Here is an 18654-nt window from a genome sequence, read left to right as displayed (position 1 = left end):
CATGAGTGAAATACACCAAGAAATTTTACTGGCACAGCCTCGCGGTTTTTGTGCAGGTGTCGATCGTGCGATCGATATCGTTGAGTTAGCGCTGGCCCAATTTGGCGCACCGATTTATGTGCGTCACGAGATTGTTCATAATGCCTATGTGGTAAATGATTTACGACAAAAAGGGGCGATCTTTATCGAAGAACTCGATGACGTTCCAGCGGGGAATACTTTGATTTTTTCTGCTCACGGTGTGTCACAAGCGATTCGCGAAGATGCGGAAAAGAGGGGGCTGAAAATTTTTGATGCAACTTGCCCCTTGGTGACCAAAGTACATATCGAAGTCTCAAAAATGCGCAAAGAAGGTCGTGAAATCATCATGATTGGCCACCAAGGCCATCCAGAGGTTGAAGGCACGATGGGCCAGAGTGAAGATGGCATGTATCTGGTGGAGACCGTCGAAGATGTGGCAAAACTTGAAGTGACCAATCCTGCAATGTTGGCCTATGTCTCGCAAACGACCTTGTCGGTGGACGACACAGCAGACATTATTACTGCCCTCAAGAGTCGTTTCCCTTTAATTGCTGAGCCTAAGAAGGGTGATATCTGCTATGCGACCACCAACCGTCAAGCTGCCGTCAAATTTATGGCACCGCAGGTGGACGTGGTGATCGTGGTGGGCAGCAAAAATAGCTCAAACTCCAATCGACTGCGCGAAGTTGCCGAGAAGATGGGAACCGCCGCGTATATGGTGGATAAAGCAGAAGATATCGATGCTAAATGGCTGGCGAGTGCAGTTCGAGTGGGCGTTACCGCAGGCGCATCAGCGCCTGAGATTTTGGTCAACCAAGTGATTGCTCAATTGCAGAAATTTGGCGTCAAGAGTGTGCGAAAGCTAGAAGGCGAAGAAGAGAATGTGACATTCCCTCTGCCGAAGGGGCTGAATCGTTTACCTAAACCCTAAAGGCATCAACTCTCAGTTGAGTAGCGCGATCAGACCTTTCTTTAAGATTTTTTGATCGCAGCGTTCAATACGAATGCCTGGCGTTTCATGCCACTTGGCGAAAGCGCTTAAAGCTTTCGCCAAGTCTTTACACAGTGACTCACTGATCTCGACTCCTTCTTCGAGATGCACAGACTTTATTTCCATTTCCTTGAGTTTGCGATGTGCTTTGGCATCGACACGTCCGATCAACTGGCCTTTGCGTAAAATCGGCAATGTAAAATAGCCAAATTGACGTTTTGCCTCGGGCGTATAACATTCGAGGCGATAATCGAAGTTGAATAATTCTAGGGCTCGTTTTCTATCCCACACGACAGGGTCAAATGGGGATAGTAAGCAAGTGTGTGTGGCGCGAAGTTTTCCTTGCTTTGCTTTATTGACTAAGGCCTCATGGTCTGGGTGGTAAAACGCAGAGCCTGCCCAGCCTTCGACTTCTATTTGCTTCAAGAAGCCTTGTTGACATAGGTATTCCGGTGTGATGTCTGGTGCCAATTTTTTCATACGAAAGTAATCTGCAATCCAGCTTGCTTTGCAAACACCCAATGCGCGTACCGCGTCGATTACTTGATCTCGTTGTTCGTCGAGGACAGGCCGCATATCGCGTTTGTCGTTCCAATTGGGATGTACACGTTCGGTAAGATCATAGACGCGCTGAAAGCCTTGGCGTTTGGAGACCATGACCTGGCCAGTGGTGAACAAAACTTCGAGCGAACGTTTTTCAGGTTTCCAATCCCACCAACCACCACCTTTGCCATCTTTGCGCTCAAAATCAGCAGAGCGGCAAGCGCCAAATTTCTTAATGTGTTGCAGAACTTGTTTGACTTGAGTTCTGTTTTCTTGGAGCCAAGTTTGATTGTATTTCCAACCTAAACCTTCTGGCTTAAGCATTTGATGGCGATAGCGACTGAAGCTTTCTATCGGCAAAAAGCTCGCTTCGTGAGACCAGTATTCGAAAAGCTGTCCCTCGGCGAGTAGTTCATCCAGCCAAGACGAGGTGTATTGACCTAATCGGCTCCATAGCACCAGATAAGGGCTGCGGGCGACGACATGAATCGTATCAATTTGCAGCACGCCCATGCGTCGTATGCAGGCAAGAACGTCTTCTTTGGTTGCCTTTGTTTTGGCCGGTGACAATAAGCCTTGCGCTGCAAGATGAATATTTCGGACTGCGCTTAGGCTTATAGTCATACTGTGTTGCTCGGCATTAGAAATGCTTAAGTCCGATCGCGGCTTTGACCTCATCATTGGTCTTTGCTGCGATTTCGCGTGCACGGTAAGTGCCTTCTTTTAATAGCTGCAAAACGTGACCGCGGTCTTTCTCGTACTCTTGGCGACGTTCGCGAATCGGACGTAGCATATCTTGCAGAATGCCTTCTAAGCGAGCTTTCACTTTGCTGTCACCAAGACCACCGCGCACGTAGTGGTCCTTCATCGCTTGTAAGGATTCTTTATCAGTATCGAAAGCATCGAGATAGGTAAAGGCAACATTGCCTTCAAGGTGTCCAGGGTCGTCGACACGCAGGTGCAACGGGTCAGTGTAAACATTGCGTACAGCTTGTTTGATTTCAGCTTCGCTGGCACCTAAGTTGATTGCATTGCCCAACGATTTACTCATCTTTGCTTTGCCGTCGATGCCTGGGAGGCGGCCGATTTCTGGCACCAATGCTTCACATTCGACCAAGATATCCTTTTTCGCTAATCGGTTAAAGCGACGTACGATTTCGTTGGTTTGTTCAATCATCGGAATTTGATCATCGCCAACCGGCACCAACGTTGCCTTGAACGCTGTGATGTCAGCTGCTTGGCTAACTGGATAGGTGAAGAACCCCGCAGGAATATCACGCTCAAAATTACGCAAGATGATTTCTTGTTTAATCGTTGGATTGCGCTCTAAACGAGAGATGGTCACCAAATTCATGTAGTAGAAGGTGAGTTCCGTGAGCTCTGGAATTTGCGACTGAATGAAAATTGTAGATTTACTTGGATCGATGCCTACCGCAAGATAATCCAATGCAACTTCGATTACATTGTTATGCACTTTGGCTGGGTCATCCATGTTATCGGTCAAGGCTTGTGCATCGGCGATCATGATGTACTGCTTGTATTGGTCTTGATAGGTGACGCGGTTGCGCAAGCTGCCAACAAAATGGCCCAAATGTAGCGGTCCAGTTGGGCGATCGCCAGTCAAGATTAAATGTTGCTTATTGGCTGAAGGCTGCGCAGATGCTTTTACTGCGTCATTGCTTTCTGCTGCTGGGTTCGCTACTTGTTCGCTCATGAAAAATCCAAAAAATGAAAATAAGGTAATAAATGAAAATGCCGCGCTTCAATTCCTGAAGGGCGGCATCATAAAATTTGTCTTGATTGTAGTCGTAACGGGGCGCCACCCTAAAAATAGGTGTTACGCCAATGACCGCAATGAAGTGTAAATGATGAATACATGCAGGCATGATGCCGTTTTTTCCTGTTTTTTGTCAAGAATTGTATGGGGTGACATGTTAAAATCTCGGCTTTTCCGACTGTGGTCAGAGGCTAGCGAGCGTCAAACGCAGTTCATGCAGAATTTAAATAGAAAGTCATTTTGTGAAGCCATCACCAACCAAACTTATTATCGCGTCCCGTGAAAGCCGCCTTGCAATGTGGCAGGCAGAGAACGTTCGTGCCCGTTTGCAAGCCTTGTATCCGCAGTGCGAGGTTCAGATTTTGGGTATGACTACGCGTGGAGATCAGATTCTCGACCGTGCTTTGTCGAAGGTCGGTGGTAAAGGCTTGTTCGTGAAAGAGCTTGAAGTGGCAATGGAGGAAGGTCGTGCGGATTTGGCTGTTCACTCGTTAAAGGATGTACCGATGGACTTGCCTGAAGGCTTTAGTCTCGCTGCAGTTTTAGAGCGTGAAGATCCGCGTGATGCTTTCGTATCGACACAATTCAATAGCTTAGCCGAACTGCCACACGGTGCAATCGTCGGTACCAGTAGTCTACGCCGTCAAGCACTGATTTCAGCGAGGTTTCCTCATTTGGTCATTAAGCCGTTGCGAGGGAATTTAGATACTCGTTTGCGTAAATTAGACGAGGGCGAATACGCGGCGATTATTTTGGCTGCTGCAGGCTTAAAACGTTTGGGTTTGCCCGAGCGTATTAAAGCGTTTTTAGATCCTGTCGAGAGTTTACCGGCAGCTGGTCAAGGTGCGATGGCAATTGAGATCCGAAGTGATCGCCAAGATTTGCAGGAAATTTTAGCACCACTCAATCATCTTGAAACTTCACAAGCGGTGAATGCAGAGCGTACTGTCTCGAAAGCATTTGGCGGTAGCTGCCAGATTCCGTTGGCGGCATTTGCTGAAATTAATGCTGGTGCGATGCGTTTGCGTGCGATGGTGGCAACGCCAGATGGCTTGAAATCTGCGAAGGCTGAGTTACAGGGGCAGGCAGTTGATGGTAATAAGCTTGGTCTGCAAATTGTGGATGCACTGCGTGCGCAAAATGCAGAGGCAATTTTGGCCGAATGCAAAGTACAAGAAGATGTTTCCACTTCGTAGTGGAGAGGCTCGGCTGATTAAGCCAAAAAAACGGAGCACGACACTCTGTGTGATTATTTCGAAGTGAAAGCGAATATGCTCAGTCCAGTAGTTATTACGCGGCCGGAACGACAATCGCAGGAGTTAATTTCACTGCTGCAGAAACAAGGGAAGACTTGTGTAAGCTTCCCTATGTTTGAAATTGCCGCGTTGGATAACACTACAGATCTCGACCAGCAACTGGCAAGACTTCAGGCTTTTACAATGCTTGTTTTTGTCAGCCCAAATGCAGTCGAGGCCTTTTTTTCTCGATTAAAAGAATTGGATTATGTTCGGCCTCAGCAACTGAGTCTTGCTGTGATGGGGCAGGCAAGTCGCTTGTCATTGAAACGACATGGGGTTGATTTTGCGGTGACGCCAGTGTTCAGCCCTCAAGATAAACAGCGAACCGATTCCGAAACTCTACTAAAAGAGCTGGATCTCGCTAGTATGAGTGGGAAAGAGGTGTTGGTCATACGTGGAGATTCTGGACGTGATTTCTTCGCGACGAGTTTGCGTGAAGCGGGGATCCTGGTGACGCAGGTGGCGTCGTATCAGCGAGTTATTCCAGAGTTTGACCAGCATAAACAATCCCAATTGTTGACATTGATTTCATCCGCGCTTGCTTGGATAGTTACTAGTTCGGAGGTGTTGCCGCGCTTACTCGCATGGAGTGAAAAGCTAGGAGGAATTGAAATGGTTGCTAAAATGCAACAACAGTCTTTGTTTGTTCCACATGCTCGGATTGCAGAAAAAGCACAAGAATTGGGCTTCAAGTCGGTTTCATTGACTGCTTCTGGCGACGAAAACCTCGCACTCGCGTTACAATCTCGTTATGAATGATCAACCTATAATTCCTGAAGCTATGTCGACACCTAACTCGACCGAAAATAATCCTGTTGCCCCAGTCGTGACTGTAGCGGCGGCCGAGCCATCGAGCTTTTGGCGCAGCCAACAAGCGCCATATGCATTGTCGGCAGTGCTGGCCGTTTTGTTGGCCATGCATTGGTATGCCTCGAATACACAGATTCATAGCCTGCGTGACGAAATGGCGCGTCGTTTGCAACTGAGTGATGTTTCTGCAATTGAAGTTAAAGGAATTGCGAAGACGGTGCAAGAAACATCGAAAGACCTGCAAACCAAAGTCACTTTGTTAGAAGGTAAGCAGGCGGAAGCACAAGGACAGCAACTGGCGCTTGAGCAACTCTATCAAGACCTATCGAAAAATCGCGATGAATGGGCCTTGGCGGAGATTGAACAAGTGTTGGCGACGGCGAGTCAACAATTGCAATTGGCAGGTAATGTGCAAGGCGCCTTGATCGCTCTACAAAATGCAGATAATCGATTGGCTAAGTCGGAGAAGGCGCAATTCATTGCTGTGCGTCGTGCGATTGCAAAAGATATCGAGATGCTCAAGACTTTGCCGCAGCTCGATATGACAGGTTTGGTTTTGCGTTTGGATAGCGTCATAGCTCAAGTCGATAGTATTCCGTTGTGGTCTGATGAAAAGCCACCCGCAACTGTGACGGCCCCGAAGGCACCATTGCGCGTCTTGCCAAAACCTAATAAAGGTAAGACGGATAAGGAAAACGAGGCAAGTGGCGAAAATACTTTCTCGACCAAGGTTCAAGATTACTGGCAAAGCTTCTCTAGTGAAATGTGGACAGAAGTGAAGCAATTAGTACGCGTACGTAATGTTGAAAATCCTGAGGCTTTGTTGTTGAGTCCTTCGCAGGCGTATTTCGCTCGTGAGAATTTGAAACTGCGTTTGTTGAATGCGCGCCTCGCATTATTGTCTCGCAACGAAGGGGCCTTCCGCAGCGATATGATTTCTGCTCAGGACATCATTACCAAATACTTTGATGTTCGCTCTAAGCAGGCGCAAACCGCACAGTCACTGTTGAAACAAGTGCAGAGTAATAATTTGTCGATCGAAATGCCAGCTCTGACTGAGAGCTTGAATTCTGTTCGCAATTTCAAGGTGAAGCCTTAAACATGCGCATTTTTATTCGAATCCTTATCCTATTTGCCTTGGCGGCAGGGATTGCTATTGGTGGTCGTTTTAATCCAGGTAACGTGGTGTTCTTCTATCCGCCAACGCGGATTGATATGTCACTCAATGTTTTTTTAGTGCTGCTGGGTATCCTGTTCTTTATCTTGTATTTCTTGGTTCGCACTTTCGTCGTGACCATGGATATGCCTGCAAAAGTAGCCGAATATCGGCAAGCGAAACGTGAGCGTGAAAGTAATAAAGCTTTGCGAGAAGCGTTGAAAGCCTTGTTCGAAGGACGTTTTGGACACGCTGAGAAATCTGCGTTGAAAGCGGTAGACCTTCCTGATAACGCAGCTTTGAGTGCATTAATTGGTGCTCGTGCCGCACATCACATGACTCAATTTGAGCGTCGCAATGCTTGGTTCGCACGCATTGAAGATGATAGCGCCTACAAAACAGCTCGTTTGGTGACAATGACAGAGCTTTTTGTCGATGAGCATAAGGCTGATCAAGCCCTAGATGCCGTGCGAGAATTGAATGCGAGAGGGAAGCGTCATATTCAAGTTTTGCGTTGGGCATTGAAGGCAAATCAACAGGCTAAGCAATGGGCAGAAGTCGTCAAGCTGGTGCGAACTTTGGAGAAAAATCATGCAATTCATCCCGCATTAGCTGGACGTTTGCGCGAGATGGCCTATGAAGCTTTGCTCAAAGAACACGGTCATGATCCAGAATCTTTGCGTCGTGTATGGAATGAGGTTCCTGCTGCTGAACGTAAGAATCGTTACATTGCTTTGACAGCCGCTGCCGCATTTACTAAGTGTCAGTTGACGGAGGACGCTCGTAGTATCGTTGAAAAATCACTCATCGAAGAGTGGGATAACCGACTATTACGAGTATATCGGGAGGCTTCGGCTCCTGAAGGCTCCGCCGCTCTACGCTCGCAAATTGAGAATTGCGAAACTTGGTTAAATGATCATCCGAAGAACGCCGAATTAGAACTAACTTTGGGTGTCCTTTGTTTTAATCAAAAGCTTTGGGGTAAAGCGCAAGTGCATATGGAAGATGCCTTAGCACATAGTCAAGAGCCACGAACCATACGTGAATCGAATTTGAGTTTGGCACGTCTGCATGAAACGATTGGGCAGGAGGCGGCTGCCGCCAAATACTACCGTCAATGTGCGATCGCTACGACACTGTAGGCGAGTGCTCTACGGAATTGGTGTGAGGCTGCATTGATCCTGCTGCATTGCACCAAACACCTCTAAAAATCGTTATAATCACGTATTCCTGACTGATTCTGTTCGATTTACTTTGAAAGTGCATTATGAGTTTAAATAAAGTCCCTGCTGGACGCGATTTGCCAAACGATTTTAACGTGATCATCGAAATTCCTATGAATGCCGATCCGATCAAGTATGAAGTGGATAAAGAAAGCGGTGCGATTTTTGTTGACCGCTTTATGGGCACGGCGATGCACTATCCATGTAACTACGGTTATGTACCAGACACTATTTCTGGTGATGGTGATCCTGTTGACGTATTGGTCATTACCCCATTCCCGTTGATTCCAGGCGTAGTTGTGCGTTGCCGTCCTATCGGTATTCTGAATATGCACGATGAAGCCGGTGCAGATGGTAAAGTTCTAGCAGTACCTATCGATAAGATTCTCCCAATTTACCAGCACTGGCAAAAACCGGAAGATATGAACGAATTGCGTTTACGCCAAATTCAGCATTTCTTCGAACACTACAAAGACCTCGAAAAAGGCAAGTGGGTGAAAGTTGATGGCTGGGGCGGCCCTGATGATGCACGTGCCGAGATCTTAGCGGGCGTTGAGAACTATAAGAAATCTCAACAAGCTTAATTGCTTCCCAACAAAAAAGGCACCGAAAGGTGCCTTTTTTGTTGGGCGCGAATTTCGTGAGTCTTATTTTTGGAAAGCCAATACGACCAGGATCGAGGCAATGATAAAACTTGCCCAGCCGAGCCAGAATAATGCGCTTTTTTCACTGATCTCGCTTGTGGTTTTACTGATTACATTTGCTGTCCCAGACTTGCGACGCTCACGTTTTTCTTTTGCTAAGAATTTGTTTAAAGCAAGGGCCATTTCCGCGGCGCTCTTATAGCGTCGATGCGGTTTTTTTTGCATCGCTTTCATCACGATGTGGGCCAGTTTTTCGGGTACCTCAGGATTGACCAAATCCGGTGATTTCGGTGTCTTACGCGCAATGTTATACAGCAGCTTGTCAAAATCGGATGCTGAAAACGGTTTTTGGTTCGTCAGCATTTCGTAGAGTGTCGCACCAAGTGAGTAAACATCAGTAAGCGCAGTGACAGGTTGGCTTGAGGCTTGTTCTGGGGACATGTAGTTTGGTGTCCCCATAATATTATTTTTGAACAAGGTTTGAGGTTGTCCGTTTTCGTCAAGTGTACGATTTGGCACCCTAGCGATCCCAAAGTCCACCACCTTTGGTTGATTATTCTCAACCAAGAAAATATTGGCAGGCTTGATATCCCGATGGATGACACCCTGATTATGGGCAAATGCAAGAGCGTTCGCGACCTTATAGGCAATGCTTGCAGCTTCCATCGCATCGAAACGTTTGCCATTTGACATTAGCTCACGTAGATCCTTACCTTGCAAGAATTCCATGGCGATGAAGGTAGTGCCGCCTTCGGTGGATGCGTCATAAATGGTGACGATATTGGGATGCGAGAGTCGACCTGCCGCTCTTGCTTCATTTATGAACTGCTGTTCACGTTGTTTCTTATCAGCTGTGCCGCCTGGGTTATTCAATATCTTGATGGCTACTGGGCGATCAATCACAGGATCGTGGCCGAGCATGACGTTCCCATTAGAGCCACTTCCAAGCTTATCGGTAATAGTGAAACGACCAATGCGACGCATTGGTGCCTTTACTTGCGCTGCAGCGTTCGATAAGTGGTGGTTTTGAATCATTGTCTTTGGGGTATTGGTGTTAATTTGGAATCAAATTGACTCTTTATTTTTATTGTTCAATTGATAGCGCTCTTTTGCATCTGCACATTCTAAAGGATTTAACAGTAATTAAAGAAGTGGTGTTAGCTTTTGCTTAAATTTATGTTGCAAATGCGCGCTTTTTGACAGAAAAGATTGCTTTTACTTATTTAAACGGAGAATGCTCGTTCAGTTCGTCAATGTATTCGGTGATGCCATGTTTCTCTCGACGCAAGAAATCTGCGACAGCGTCATAAAACATAGGCTCTTGCAAGTAGTGTGTGGAGTAAGTGGTATGGGGCAAAAAACCACGGGCCATTTTGTGCTCACCTTGTGCGCCCCCCTCAAAACGCTGGATACCTTTCTTGATGCAAAATTCTAGGGCTTGATAATAGGCGGTCTCGAAGTGTAGACAAGGAATGTACTCGGTGCAGCCCCAGTAGCGGCCAAAAAGCACGTTCTCATCGTGTATCAAGAGGGATGCGGCGATCGGATTCTTGTTTCGGTAGGCCAAAATTAGATGAATTTGATCTGGCATTGTCTGCCCGATTTTTAGAAAAAATTCGAGATTCAAGTAGGGCGAGGAGTGGTGTTGTGCATAGGTATTGTCATAGCAGGTCTTAAAAAACTCCCAATCTTCGCCTTGGATTTGATCGCCCTCGAGATGTCTGAAAGTGATGCCTGCTTCTTGCACTTTACGCCTTTCAGCGCGAATGTTTTTCCGTTTTTTAAACTCGAGGTGCGTTAAGAAATCTTCAAAGTCTTTATATCCTTGATTCTGCCAGTGAAATTGCACACCTTCCCGCAGTAGAAATCCGTTTTTTTCCATTTGCATTGCTTCTTCTTGTGGCAAGAACAGAATGTGTGTAGATGAATAGAGATTGAGTTGGCTAATGTGTTGGATTGCTTGAATCAGACCGAGTCGAGCCGCGTCATCGAGTGCGAGCAGACGATTACCGCTGACTGGTGTGAAAGGTATCGCTGAGAGGAGTTTAGGATAATAGTCCAAACCGTGTTGGCGATAGGCATTGGCCCAGGCCCAGTCGAATACGTACTCACCGTAAGAATGCATCTTTTCGTACAAGGGCAGGGCGGCAGCAAGTTCTTCATCTCTCCAGAGGCAAAGGAAACGGCAAGTCCAGCCTGTATCAGAGGAAGCGGAGCCAGAAGTTTCCAACGCTGATAGAAAAGCGTAACTCAAGAATGGGTTGCCCGCATTTTGCTGCGTAACCAGCTTGTCCCAATCTTGTTGTCGAATCTCTGATAGAGAATCAAGCAGCTGCATGCGATAATGTAGGTCTTCAGAATCCATAGCTTTCGGTAAAACGTATGACTGTTAAAGTTGCTATTGCGCAAATGAATAGCATTGTCGGTGATCTCACTGGCAATGCCACCAAAATTCGTGATCTCGCCCGCCAAGCTCACGCTGCAGGGGCCGATATTTTGGTCACACCTGAATTGTCCTTGGTCGGCTATCCTCCCGAAGATCTGTTATTGCGAGCCGGCTTTTACGTTCAGTCGGCATTGGCTTTATCGACTTTAGCAAATGAACTCGCTGAATTCCCTGGTTTGCATGTTTTGGTTGGACATCCCCATCAAGTCGCTGACGCACACTATAACGCGGTTTCAGTTTTGTTGAATGGTAGCGTGTTAGCCAGCTATTGTAAGCATGCTCTTCCGAACGATATGGTGTTTGACGAAAAACGCTATTTTGAAGCTGGCAATCAGCCAGTTGTTATTGACGTCAAAGGCACGCGCTTCGGTATCAATATTTGTGAGGATACATGGACTGCTGGCGCGCCGTTGCAGGCGCGAGAAGCGGGTGCTCAAGTGCTGTTAGTGCCAAATGGCTCCCCATTCCATCTGAACAAAGAACAGCTGCGATTTGATGTGATGCGAAATCATGTATGTGCTGCTGAAATGAGCATCGTTTATGCCAATCTTTTAGGCGGGCAAGATGAGTTGATCTTTGATGGTAACTCTTTTGTTTTGGATAAAGACGGGCGTTGTATGCTGCAAATGAAGCATTGCGAAGAGCAATTGGATTTTATCGATTTTATCGATGGTGTACCTCAGCAAACTCGTTGCGAACCTACACTTTCCACCGAAGCGCAGATTTATCAAGCATTGGTGTTGGGTGTGCGAGATTACGTCACGAAGAATGGATTTCCATCAGTATTAATAGGTTTTTCTGGTGGTGTCGATTCTGCTTTGACACTGGCAATCGCTGTCGATGCTTTGGGGGCGGATAAAGTACGGGCAGTGATGATGCCTTCACCTTATACAGCAGACATTTCTTGGATTGATTCTCGTGAGATGGTAAAACGCATAGGCGTTCGTTATGACGAGATTTCCATTAACGAATGCTTTACTGCGTTCCGCAATACTTTGAGTGAAGAGTTTGCAGGTTTGAAGGAAGATACAACCGAAGAGAATATTCAAGCGCGTATTCGGGGCACTATTTTGATGGCCATGTCAAACAAGTATGGATCTATTGTCCTGACGACCGGTAATAAGAGTGAAATGGCGGTAGGGTATTGCACTCTGTATGGTGACATGGCTGGCGGTTTTGCGGTGATCAAGGACATCGCGAAAACGATGGTGTATCGATTGTGTGCTTACCGTAATTCGGTTTCAGACGTCATTCCTGAACGCATTATTACGCGTCCACCGTCTGCAGAATTGCGCCCAGATCAAAAAGATCAAGATAGTCTTCCCCCCTACGATATTCTGGATGGCATCATGCAACGCTATATGGAAGAAAATCAATCGCGTGCTGAGATTGTTGCGGCCGGATACAGTGAGGCTGATGTTGAAAGAATTACGCGATTGATTAAAATTAACGAATACAAACGTCGGCAAGCACCTGTAGGAATTCGCATTACGCACCGCGCATTTGGTCGAGATTGGCGTTATCCAATTACGTCGAAATTCAGAGATTAAGTATTATTTAAAATAAACGATAGGGACGGACAATTTTATGAAACAAATTACTGCAATTATTAAGCCCTTTAAACTAGACGAAGTGAGAGAAGGTTTGGCGGATGTCGGTGTAACTGGTTTAACGGTAACAGAGGTCAAAGGTTTTGGCCGGCAAAAAGGGCACACTGAGCTGTATCGTGGTGCCGAATATGTGGTCGACTTCTTACCGAAAATTAAAGTCGAAGTCGTGGTTGACGACAAAGTTTGTGATGACGTCGTTGACGCCATCATTAAAGCAGCTCATACCGGCAAGATCGGTGATGGTAAGATTTTTGTGCAGAATGTTGAGCAAGTAATCCGTATCCGCACCGGTGAGACGGGGCCAGAAGCGGTTTAACTGGAACGCAGTAAGACGATCAAAGCACCCGAGCCACCATCAGCAGCGGTGGCTTGGCTAAAGGCGATGACTTCTTCTTTTTGTATCAACCAATTGCGAACTTTGTTTTTGAGAACCGGTTCTTTATTCACTGATCCAAGACCCTTGCCGTGAATTACACGTACACAGCGAAAACCGCTACGTACACAACGGCGAATAAATTCCCCAAGGTTGTCGCGCGCTTGATCTCGCCGCATTCCATGCAGATCGAGCTGCGCTTGTATTGTCCATGCCCCTTGTCGTAATTTCTTGGCGACATCGATGCCAACTCCAGGCCTGGTGTAACTCAAATTTTCATCTGAGTCGAGCAAGCTTCCAGCATCAAATTCATCAGAGATCGATTCCTGAAAAGCCGCGCGTTCGTCTTCTATGTGTTTGTAGGGAATAGGTGCAGGTTTCTTCGGTTGTGGATGATGTTTGTCGACACTTTTTGATTTCAATGCCTGCACTTCACCGACCGTGTTCCGAAAAATATTCGCTTCAATTGCAGCTTGTTTCTCACGGGCGAGTCGCTCGGCTTCGGCTTTTGCCCGTTGCTCTTGTTGCAGCTTGAGTTGTTTGGCGACGTCTTGTAATTCAGCAAAAGTTTTCATCGATTTGCCATGATATTTGCTGGTTAGGGAGAGAAGTGATGTGAGTCCTGTGCGCAGTTTTCTTTTGCACACAAGACTTCATAAGGCAATTGTTTTGCTTAGCCTTCGAGGAAGCGCTGTGCATCCAATGCAGCCATACAACCTGTACCAGCGCTCGTGATTGCCTGGCGATAGATATGGTCTTGCACGTCACCCGCCGCAAATACCCCAGGGATATTGGTTGCGGTTGCCATGCCTTCGTTACCCATTTTGGTAATGATGTAGCCGTTTTTCATTTCTAACTGCCCATCAAAAATACCGGTGTTAGGCTTGTGTCCGATGGCGATGAAAACACCATGTAATGGCACAGAGCTCACCATGCCATCCGCAGATTTGATATTAATACCTGTGACGCCAGAATCATCGCCAGTGACTTCATCTAAAGTGTGATTCCATTTGATTTCGACTTTGCCTTCAGCAACTTTTGCCATTAAACGATCAATCAAAATCGCTTCTGCGCGGAATTTGTCGCGGCGGTGAACCACAGTCACTTTGCTCGCGATATTGGACAAATACAATGCCTCTTCAACGGCAGTGTTGCCGCCACCAACTACTGCAACTTCTTTGCCGCGGTAGAAGAAGCCGTCACAAGTGGCGCAGGCAGATACGCCTTTGCCCATAAACGCTTCCTCTGAAGGTAAGCCTAAGTATTGTGCCGACGCACCTGTCGCAATAATCAAAGAATCGCAAGTGTATTCAGCTTGGTCGCCGATCAAGCGAATTGGTTTCTCAGTCAATTTTGCTGTGTGAATATAGTCAAAGATAATCTCAGTATTGAAACGTTCGGCATGTTCCAAGAAGCGCTGCATCAACTCTGGACCTTGCACGCCATTTGGATCTGCAGGCCAGTTTTCAACGTCAGTAGTAGTCATGAGCTGGCCGCCTTGTTCTACGCCTGTGATCAGAACAGGTTTGAGGTTGGCGCGAGCTGCATACACCGCTGCAGAATAACCTGCGGGGCCAGAGCCAAGGATCAAGACATGGGCGTGTTTAGCTGTAGTGGACATAATGTTTCCGATAAAAAAGTCGACAATACCGTCAGTGTGAGCACAATTCAACGTTAGTGTATTGTCCAAGAACTCTGCAGATGGAGCATTTGGTCAATAAATCAAGCGATGAAATAATCAAAGAGGGGATTATCCCAGATTTGCGTTGACTTGACTTTATTCAGCTCAAGGAACCAACGAAATGGTGGGAATGCAATTGACTACGCTTGGCGAATTAGCTAGACGTAGTCAATTTTTGAATGTGTATCAATCTACTTATTTTGATAATGCAATCTTATTTGATGTCGGCCACAAAGATACCGCGAGCGCCGAGATTAATCGTGGCGATGCCATTGTTATCCGCAGTGATGCTGGTACCTGCAGGGAAAAGTGGTGTCAGTGTTGCGTTTGCAGGAAGCCCGCGGATAATCGTTGAGCTGCTACTATTGTTGTAATTGATGACTACAATGCTGCGCTCACTTCCTAATTGACGCTCGAAACTCATCACATTACTACTGGTGCTCGGGTTTTGGTAATTCCCTTGGCTTAATGATGGACGTTGTTTACGTAGACTGATCAAGCTCTTGTAAAAGTTCAATAAGGAATCAGGATTGCCTGCCTGGCTGGCGACGTTTTGGCTTGCTACGTTACCTGAGAGTGCGCGAAACGGTGTGCCGGTGGTAAATCCTGCATTGCTGGTACTAGCAGTCCAACTCATCGGTGTACGCAATTTGGCGTCACCGCTGAGGTTAGCAGCGCCCGCTAGTCCGATCTCTTCACCGTAGTAGATAAATGGCGTTCCAGGTTGTAGTAAGTAGGTCGCAGCTGCAAGACGGTATTGACTCAAGTCTCCGCCGACTTGATCCCATAAGCGAGCGCCAGCGAATTCATCATGGTTAGATACCATGGTTGCGATCGATAGTGGCGCATTTGGGAAATAGTTTGCGACCGCTTGGATCGCGCTGCTTTGTCCTTTGGCGGCATTGACGATGTCATAGTTATGTTTGAAGGCGAAAGCATTGCCGCAAGAGTTACTTGCTGCGTACAGTAAAGGATTGCCCGGTGCTTCACATACGATGAAGCGTTTGTCGTATTGCATTATATTCTGCTGCACTTTACCCATCAGACTGACACTTTCGGGTTGGCTTTCCCACGCGCCAGCGTTATTTTCGATCAGGTTGCCAACAGCGTCAAAACGAAAGCCATCAACACCTCGATTGAGCCAGAAACGCAGATTGTTTTGGTGAAAATCAACGACTGTTTGATTGCTTAAATTGAAGTCGGGCATGCCGGAATAGAAGGCTGCGAAGTAAGCGCCATTCTTGGTGTTGTACCAAGGGTTCGCGCCGAAAATATTCCATCCTGTGGGTGCCGTATCCTTCCACACATACCAAGAGCGATAGGTATTGGTCGTAGTATCTGCGGAGTTAACAAACATGGGATGAGTGTTGGCACTGTGATTCATCACGTAGTCGAGAATGACACCAATGCCACGTGCATGGGCTTGCTTTAACAGTTCGTCGAGGTCAGCCAAATTGCCATAATCACTTTCAATGTCGCGATAATCTTTGACGGCATAGCCATGGTCCTTATCTTCGCTTTTGGTCACCGGCATCAACCATATGCCAGTAATGCCGAGATCTTTGAGGTAATCAAGGCTTTGAATAACGCCGCGCAAATCACCAATACCATCGCCATTACTGTCTTTGTAGCCGCGTACATAAATTTCCATGAACACGCCTTTGCTCCAATCGGCACTCAATGTGCTGCCAGGATCTTGCTTGCTAATAGCACTGATGTCGACCGCAGGGAGATTTGCGCTTGGTGTTTCTGGAGTTGGCGTGGTGGTACCTGTGCCTGGGTTAGGATTTGGCGTAATAGCGACAGGAGGAGAACTGCCCCCGCCGCCTCCGCAGGCGTTCAAAAACAAACACAAACTGAGACTGAGTAGGGTGGGACGGAGAATGGTGGACGTGCGCTTTTTCATACGAGCTGACCTGTATTTTAGTTACAAAGAAAATGCCTAATCATGATTTTTGTTGCAAATTTTCTTAATAATAATCTGTTTACGTCAATTCAAAGCGCTTTGATGTAATAAAACTACATTTTATTAGACAAAAAAGCGACCAGAAGGTCGCTTTTTGTTGTGAGCTTTGTAGTCGCCACTTCGGTGGCAATGACCTCCCAATCGCGGCTAACAATTTGACTCAGTTAATGTCGATCAGAGCCTTTTTAATGGTGTAAGGGCCGCTATAGGTTCCACTCGCATTTTTGTAGGATTGTGTTTGCCCATCACGTTTGAAGGTGAGGGTGAACGAGCTTGGATTGTAGCTGTCTGAAGGTGCAGTGCCAGTACTGGAAGTTGGAGTTTGATCAGCCATGTGTCTGAAGGTCGCCGTTGTACTGCCTAGGCCATTTGCATCGACCGCGAAGATGTCGCTGGAATTGGCTGTTGTACTAAACTGGTAAGGAGCACTTGTCGAGCCAATCAAATAGGTTTTGCTCGTAGTGATCGTACGATCGCTGAACTTGAAGCTGTCACCCGCGGTGAGATAGGACAGGCGAACTGCAGTCGCGCTAAATTTTGTTCCTGTACCAAAATTGCTGCTGGTTGCTTCGGCAACGAAGACACCACCCGCACCATAAACCGTTGCTACATCACCATTCACATACAGTGCTGTATTTTGATCGACGCCGTAGCTGACTGTCGGGCCAATGTTTTTCAGAGCTGCAATCATACGACCCAAGCGCCCAGAACGACTCGCCCGATTATCAAAGTGAGTGTCAACGTTGGCATTTGGAATGAAACCGAAACCTTTGATTTTGGTTCCGTAGTCAACATTACTTGGATGAGTTAAGCAGCTTGGTGCTGGCGTGCCATCGGATGCAGGTGCAGTATAAGGGCAATTCGCAGGTGTAATTGAACGCAGAGTATTTTGATTCAAATAGCCAATGCTGATACCTTCACCGTAGGAGGTGCTTGGCGCAATTGCAGTACCTGCAGAATCACCTGCATAAATCAAAGAGCCCGCATTGTAACGACTACGAATCGCTGCCATCAAAGGGGAGTCGCTGCCGTCATCCTTCAAAAAGGTTCTTGCTAAGCGGGACTGATCTCCGCCAATCACATAGACCAAATCAGCTTGATTGATAATTGCGATATTGGCTTGTCCTTGGGTGCTCGTGTTGCCTGAGTTGGAGGCATATGTATCGTGATGGCTGAGAATGTGTTTTGGTGAGAAACCATGGCGTTGGAACAGATTGTAGTAAGACCAAGTTCCCGTTGCAGTGTCGTTGGTGAATTTATCTACACCATCTGCCTGATTAACAGCGGCTGCAGTAATAATTGCCACGCGTGGGCATGGTGTGGTGTTCCAATCAGTGCTGCAATTGGTCGTGCTATTGATATTGGGTGTAGTCGTATTTTTGCCAGTTGCTTGACGCAAACCGCTCACAAAAATCGCGGTGTTAGTTTGCGAAATTGCGCCACCATTTAACCAGACTTTTCCCGTGACTGCTGAAGTGGTTGGTGGGGTAGTCGGATCGCCGCCTCCTGTGTTGCCGCCAGTACCTCCGTCGGGGTAGGTAACAGTCAAGGTATACGCGCCTGATCCAGAATAACTTTTTACTCTGATGTAGTAGGTTCCCGCGGCTGGCGCTATATAGTTGCCTGTTTCGGGGTTGCTACTTGTCGATTTGTAGGTGACATAGCTTCCTGTTGCTGGGTATAAATACCAATCGAGATCAATGCCACTTGCATGGGCTAAGTTGATACTGATTGTGCCTCCTGCGACTAAATCGATGCGATACCAGTCGTAATCGGTACTTGAGCTAATGCTGCCAGTGACCGCCGTTCCAGAGCATAGTCCTTTGTTGGCTGTGGTATCGGTGTTGTTTGATTCGCTTTCGCTTGTCAGGCAAGCGGCAAAACTCGTTTGAAAACAAAGCGATGCGAAAAGAGTGATGACACCCTTCATAAGAGTACGTGTATTCAATTTACAAACCTCCAAGTGTTTAGTTGCGCAAACTTCTTTCCTAGACCGATCTCGTTCGGATCTTTCTTGGTAGTCTTAGGTTGGGCTTGCGTTAGCTAGATCGGTCTTTGTTTGTGTATTGACTGAACATGCGTTAAAGCAATATTGCAAATGTTCAAATATTTACA

At 46.8% G+C, this 18654-nt stretch carries 16 protein-coding genes; 8 read left to right on the top strand and 8 right to left on the bottom strand.

All coding sequences use genetic code 11. From position 1 onward, the window contains the following. Nucleotide 1: 1 nt before the first annotated feature. Nucleotides 2-952 carry a 4-hydroxy-3-methylbut-2-enyl diphosphate reductase gene (gene ispH, locus H8K36_RS16815; protein ID WP_186917674.1) on the top strand — a complete coding sequence of 317 codons (951 nt, stop codon included), beginning with the start codon at nt 2-4 and terminating at the stop codon, nt 950-952. Between the two features lie 12 nt (nt 953-964). On the opposite strand, the gene H8K36_RS16810 is transcribed toward ispH, so the two are convergent. Both H8K36_RS16810 and trpS read right to left on the bottom strand, forming a co-directional pair. Further along, on the bottom strand, nt 965-2179 hold the full coding sequence (locus H8K36_RS16810) for a winged helix-turn-helix domain-containing protein (protein WP_222611257.1): 1215 nt from the start codon (nt 2177-2179) through the stop codon (nt 965-967). Between the two features lie 16 nt (nt 2180-2195). Then, nucleotides 2196-3269, bottom strand: coding sequence for a tryptophan--tRNA ligase (gene trpS, locus H8K36_RS16805; protein ID WP_186917673.1), 1074 nt, complete (start codon nt 3267-3269; stop codon nt 2196-2198). A 305-nt stretch (nt 3270-3574) separates the two neighbouring features. On the opposite strand from trpS, the gene hemC reads away from it, so the two are divergent. The 5 genes from hemC to ppa all read left to right on the top strand — a co-directional run bounded on the left by hemC (nt 3575) and on the right by ppa (nt 8403). Further along, the gene (gene hemC, locus H8K36_RS16800) at nt 3575-4528 is read left to right on the top strand and encodes a hydroxymethylbilane synthase (RefSeq protein WP_329604237.1); all 954 of its coding nucleotides are present in this window, start codon (nt 3575-3577) and stop codon (nt 4526-4528) included. Nucleotides 4529-4603: 75 nt separating this feature from the next. Next, on the top strand, nt 4604-5389 hold the full coding sequence (locus tag H8K36_RS16795) for a uroporphyrinogen-III synthase (RefSeq protein ID WP_186917672.1): 786 nt from the start codon (nt 4604-4606) through the stop codon (nt 5387-5389). Continuing rightward, nucleotides 5382-6539, top strand: coding sequence for a uroporphyrinogen-III C-methyltransferase (locus H8K36_RS16790; RefSeq protein ID WP_186917671.1), 1158 nt, complete (start codon nt 5382-5384; stop codon nt 6537-6539). The genes H8K36_RS16795 and H8K36_RS16790 overlap by 8 nt, the downstream gene beginning before the upstream one ends. 2 nt (nt 6540-6541) lie before the next feature. Beyond that, a complete protein-coding gene (locus tag H8K36_RS16785; RefSeq protein ID WP_186917670.1) occupies nt 6542-7738 on the top strand; it encodes a heme biosynthesis protein HemY in 1197 nt (398 codons plus the stop codon). Nucleotides 7739-7863: 125 nt separating this feature from the next. Beyond that, nucleotides 7864-8403 (top strand): inorganic diphosphatase, encoded by a 540-nt coding sequence (gene ppa, locus H8K36_RS16780; RefSeq protein ID WP_186917669.1) that lies wholly within the window; start codon nt 7864-7866, stop codon nt 8401-8403. Nucleotides 8404-8466: 63 nt separating this feature from the next. On the opposite strand, the gene H8K36_RS16775 is transcribed toward ppa, so the two are convergent. Continuing rightward, nucleotides 8467-9498 (bottom strand): serine/threonine protein kinase, encoded by a 1032-nt coding sequence (locus H8K36_RS16775; RefSeq protein WP_186917668.1) that lies wholly within the window; start codon nt 9496-9498, stop codon nt 8467-8469. Nucleotides 9499-9682: 184 nt separating this feature from the next. Further along, nucleotides 9683-10828: a GNAT family N-acetyltransferase gene (locus H8K36_RS16770; protein WP_186917667.1), complete on the bottom strand. Its 1146-nt coding sequence runs from the start codon at nt 10826-10828 to the stop codon at nt 9683-9685. Nucleotides 10829-10845: 17 nt separating this feature from the next. Here H8K36_RS16770 and H8K36_RS16765 point away from each other — a divergent pair, with 17 nt between their 5' ends. Together H8K36_RS16765 and H8K36_RS16760 are read left to right on the top strand one after the other, a co-directional pair. Further along, nucleotides 10846-12459 (top strand): NAD+ synthase, encoded by a 1614-nt coding sequence (locus H8K36_RS16765; RefSeq protein ID WP_186917666.1) that lies wholly within the window; start codon nt 10846-10848, stop codon nt 12457-12459. A gap of 37 nt (nt 12460-12496) precedes the next feature. Then, nucleotides 12497-12835, top strand: a complete 339-nt coding sequence (locus H8K36_RS16760) for a P-II family nitrogen regulator (protein ID WP_186917665.1) — start codon at nt 12497-12499, stop codon at nt 12833-12835. Here the strand turns inward: H8K36_RS16760 and H8K36_RS16755 are convergent. From H8K36_RS16755 to H8K36_RS16740, 4 genes are all read right to left on the bottom strand, one after another. Beyond that, nucleotides 12832-13467, bottom strand: a complete 636-nt coding sequence (locus H8K36_RS16755) for a Smr/MutS family protein (RefSeq protein WP_186917664.1) — start codon at nt 13465-13467, stop codon at nt 12832-12834. The two genes, H8K36_RS16760 and H8K36_RS16755, sit on opposite strands and share 4 nt — an antisense overlap. A 98-nt stretch (nt 13468-13565) precedes the next feature. Continuing rightward, a complete protein-coding gene (gene trxB / locus H8K36_RS16750) occupies nt 13566-14513 on the bottom strand; it encodes a thioredoxin-disulfide reductase (RefSeq protein ID WP_186917663.1) in 948 nt (315 codons plus the stop codon). Between the two features lie 274 nt (nt 14514-14787). Continuing rightward, on the bottom strand, nt 14788-16479 hold the full coding sequence (locus tag H8K36_RS16745) for an alpha-amylase family glycosyl hydrolase (protein ID WP_186917662.1): 1692 nt from the start codon (nt 16477-16479) through the stop codon (nt 14788-14790). 220 nt (nt 16480-16699) lie between these two features. Next, nucleotides 16700-18487 (bottom strand): pre-peptidase C-terminal domain-containing protein, encoded by a 1788-nt coding sequence (locus H8K36_RS16740; protein WP_186917661.1) that lies wholly within the window; start codon nt 18485-18487, stop codon nt 16700-16702. Nucleotides 18488-18654 lie beyond the last annotated feature (167 nt).

This window comes from Affinundibacterium nitidum (assembly GCF_014284155.1).
GTDB lineage: Bacteria > Pseudomonadota > Gammaproteobacteria > Burkholderiales > Burkholderiaceae_D > Undibacterium > Undibacterium nitidum.
The sequence above is the reverse complement of the archived record's forward strand: the minus strand, read 5'-3'. Positions and strand labels throughout refer to the sequence as shown.

What these genes read in the sequence shown, in the direction of transcription:
- ppa (WP_186917669.1), top strand. Translation starts at nt 7,864, where the DNA reads ATGAGTTTAAATAAAGTCCCTGCTGGACGCGATTTGCCAAACGATTTT.
- trxB (WP_186917663.1), bottom strand. Translation starts at nt 14,513, where the DNA reads ATGTCCACTACAGCTAAACACGCCCATGTCTTGATCCTTGGCTCTGGC.
- H8K36_RS16795 (WP_186917672.1), top strand. Translation starts at nt 4,604, where the DNA reads ATGCTCAGTCCAGTAGTTATTACGCGGCCGGAACGACAATCGCAGGAG.
- trpS (WP_186917673.1), bottom strand. Translation starts at nt 3,269, where the DNA reads ATGAGCGAACAAGTAGCGAACCCAGCAGCAGAAAGCAATGACGCAGTA.
- H8K36_RS16785 (WP_186917670.1), top strand. Translation starts at nt 6,542, where the DNA reads ATGCGCATTTTTATTCGAATCCTTATCCTATTTGCCTTGGCGGCAGGG.
- H8K36_RS16765 (WP_186917666.1), top strand. Translation starts at nt 10,846, where the DNA reads ATGACTGTTAAAGTTGCTATTGCGCAAATGAATAGCATTGTCGGTGAT.
- H8K36_RS16770 (WP_186917667.1), bottom strand. Translation starts at nt 10,828, where the DNA reads ATGGATTCTGAAGACCTACATTATCGCATGCAGCTGCTTGATTCTCTA.
- H8K36_RS16790 (WP_186917671.1), top strand. Translation starts at nt 5,382, where the DNA reads ATGAATGATCAACCTATAATTCCTGAAGCTATGTCGACACCTAACTCG.
- H8K36_RS16775 (WP_186917668.1), bottom strand. Translation starts at nt 9,498, where the DNA reads ATGATTCAAAACCACCACTTATCGAACGCTGCAGCGCAAGTAAAGGCA.
- H8K36_RS16810 (WP_222611257.1), bottom strand. Translation starts at nt 2,179, where the DNA reads ATGACTATAAGCCTAAGCGCAGTCCGAAATATTCATCTTGCAGCGCAA.
- H8K36_RS16760 (WP_186917665.1), top strand. Translation starts at nt 12,497, where the DNA reads ATGAAACAAATTACTGCAATTATTAAGCCCTTTAAACTAGACGAAGTG.
- H8K36_RS16745 (WP_186917662.1), bottom strand. Translation starts at nt 16,479, where the DNA reads ATGAAAAAGCGCACGTCCACCATTCTCCGTCCCACCCTACTCAGTCTC.
- ispH (WP_186917674.1), top strand. Translation starts at nt 2, where the DNA reads ATGAGTGAAATACACCAAGAAATTTTACTGGCACAGCCTCGCGGTTTT.
- H8K36_RS16755 (WP_186917664.1), bottom strand. Translation starts at nt 13,467, where the DNA reads ATGAAAACTTTTGCTGAATTACAAGACGTCGCCAAACAACTCAAGCTG.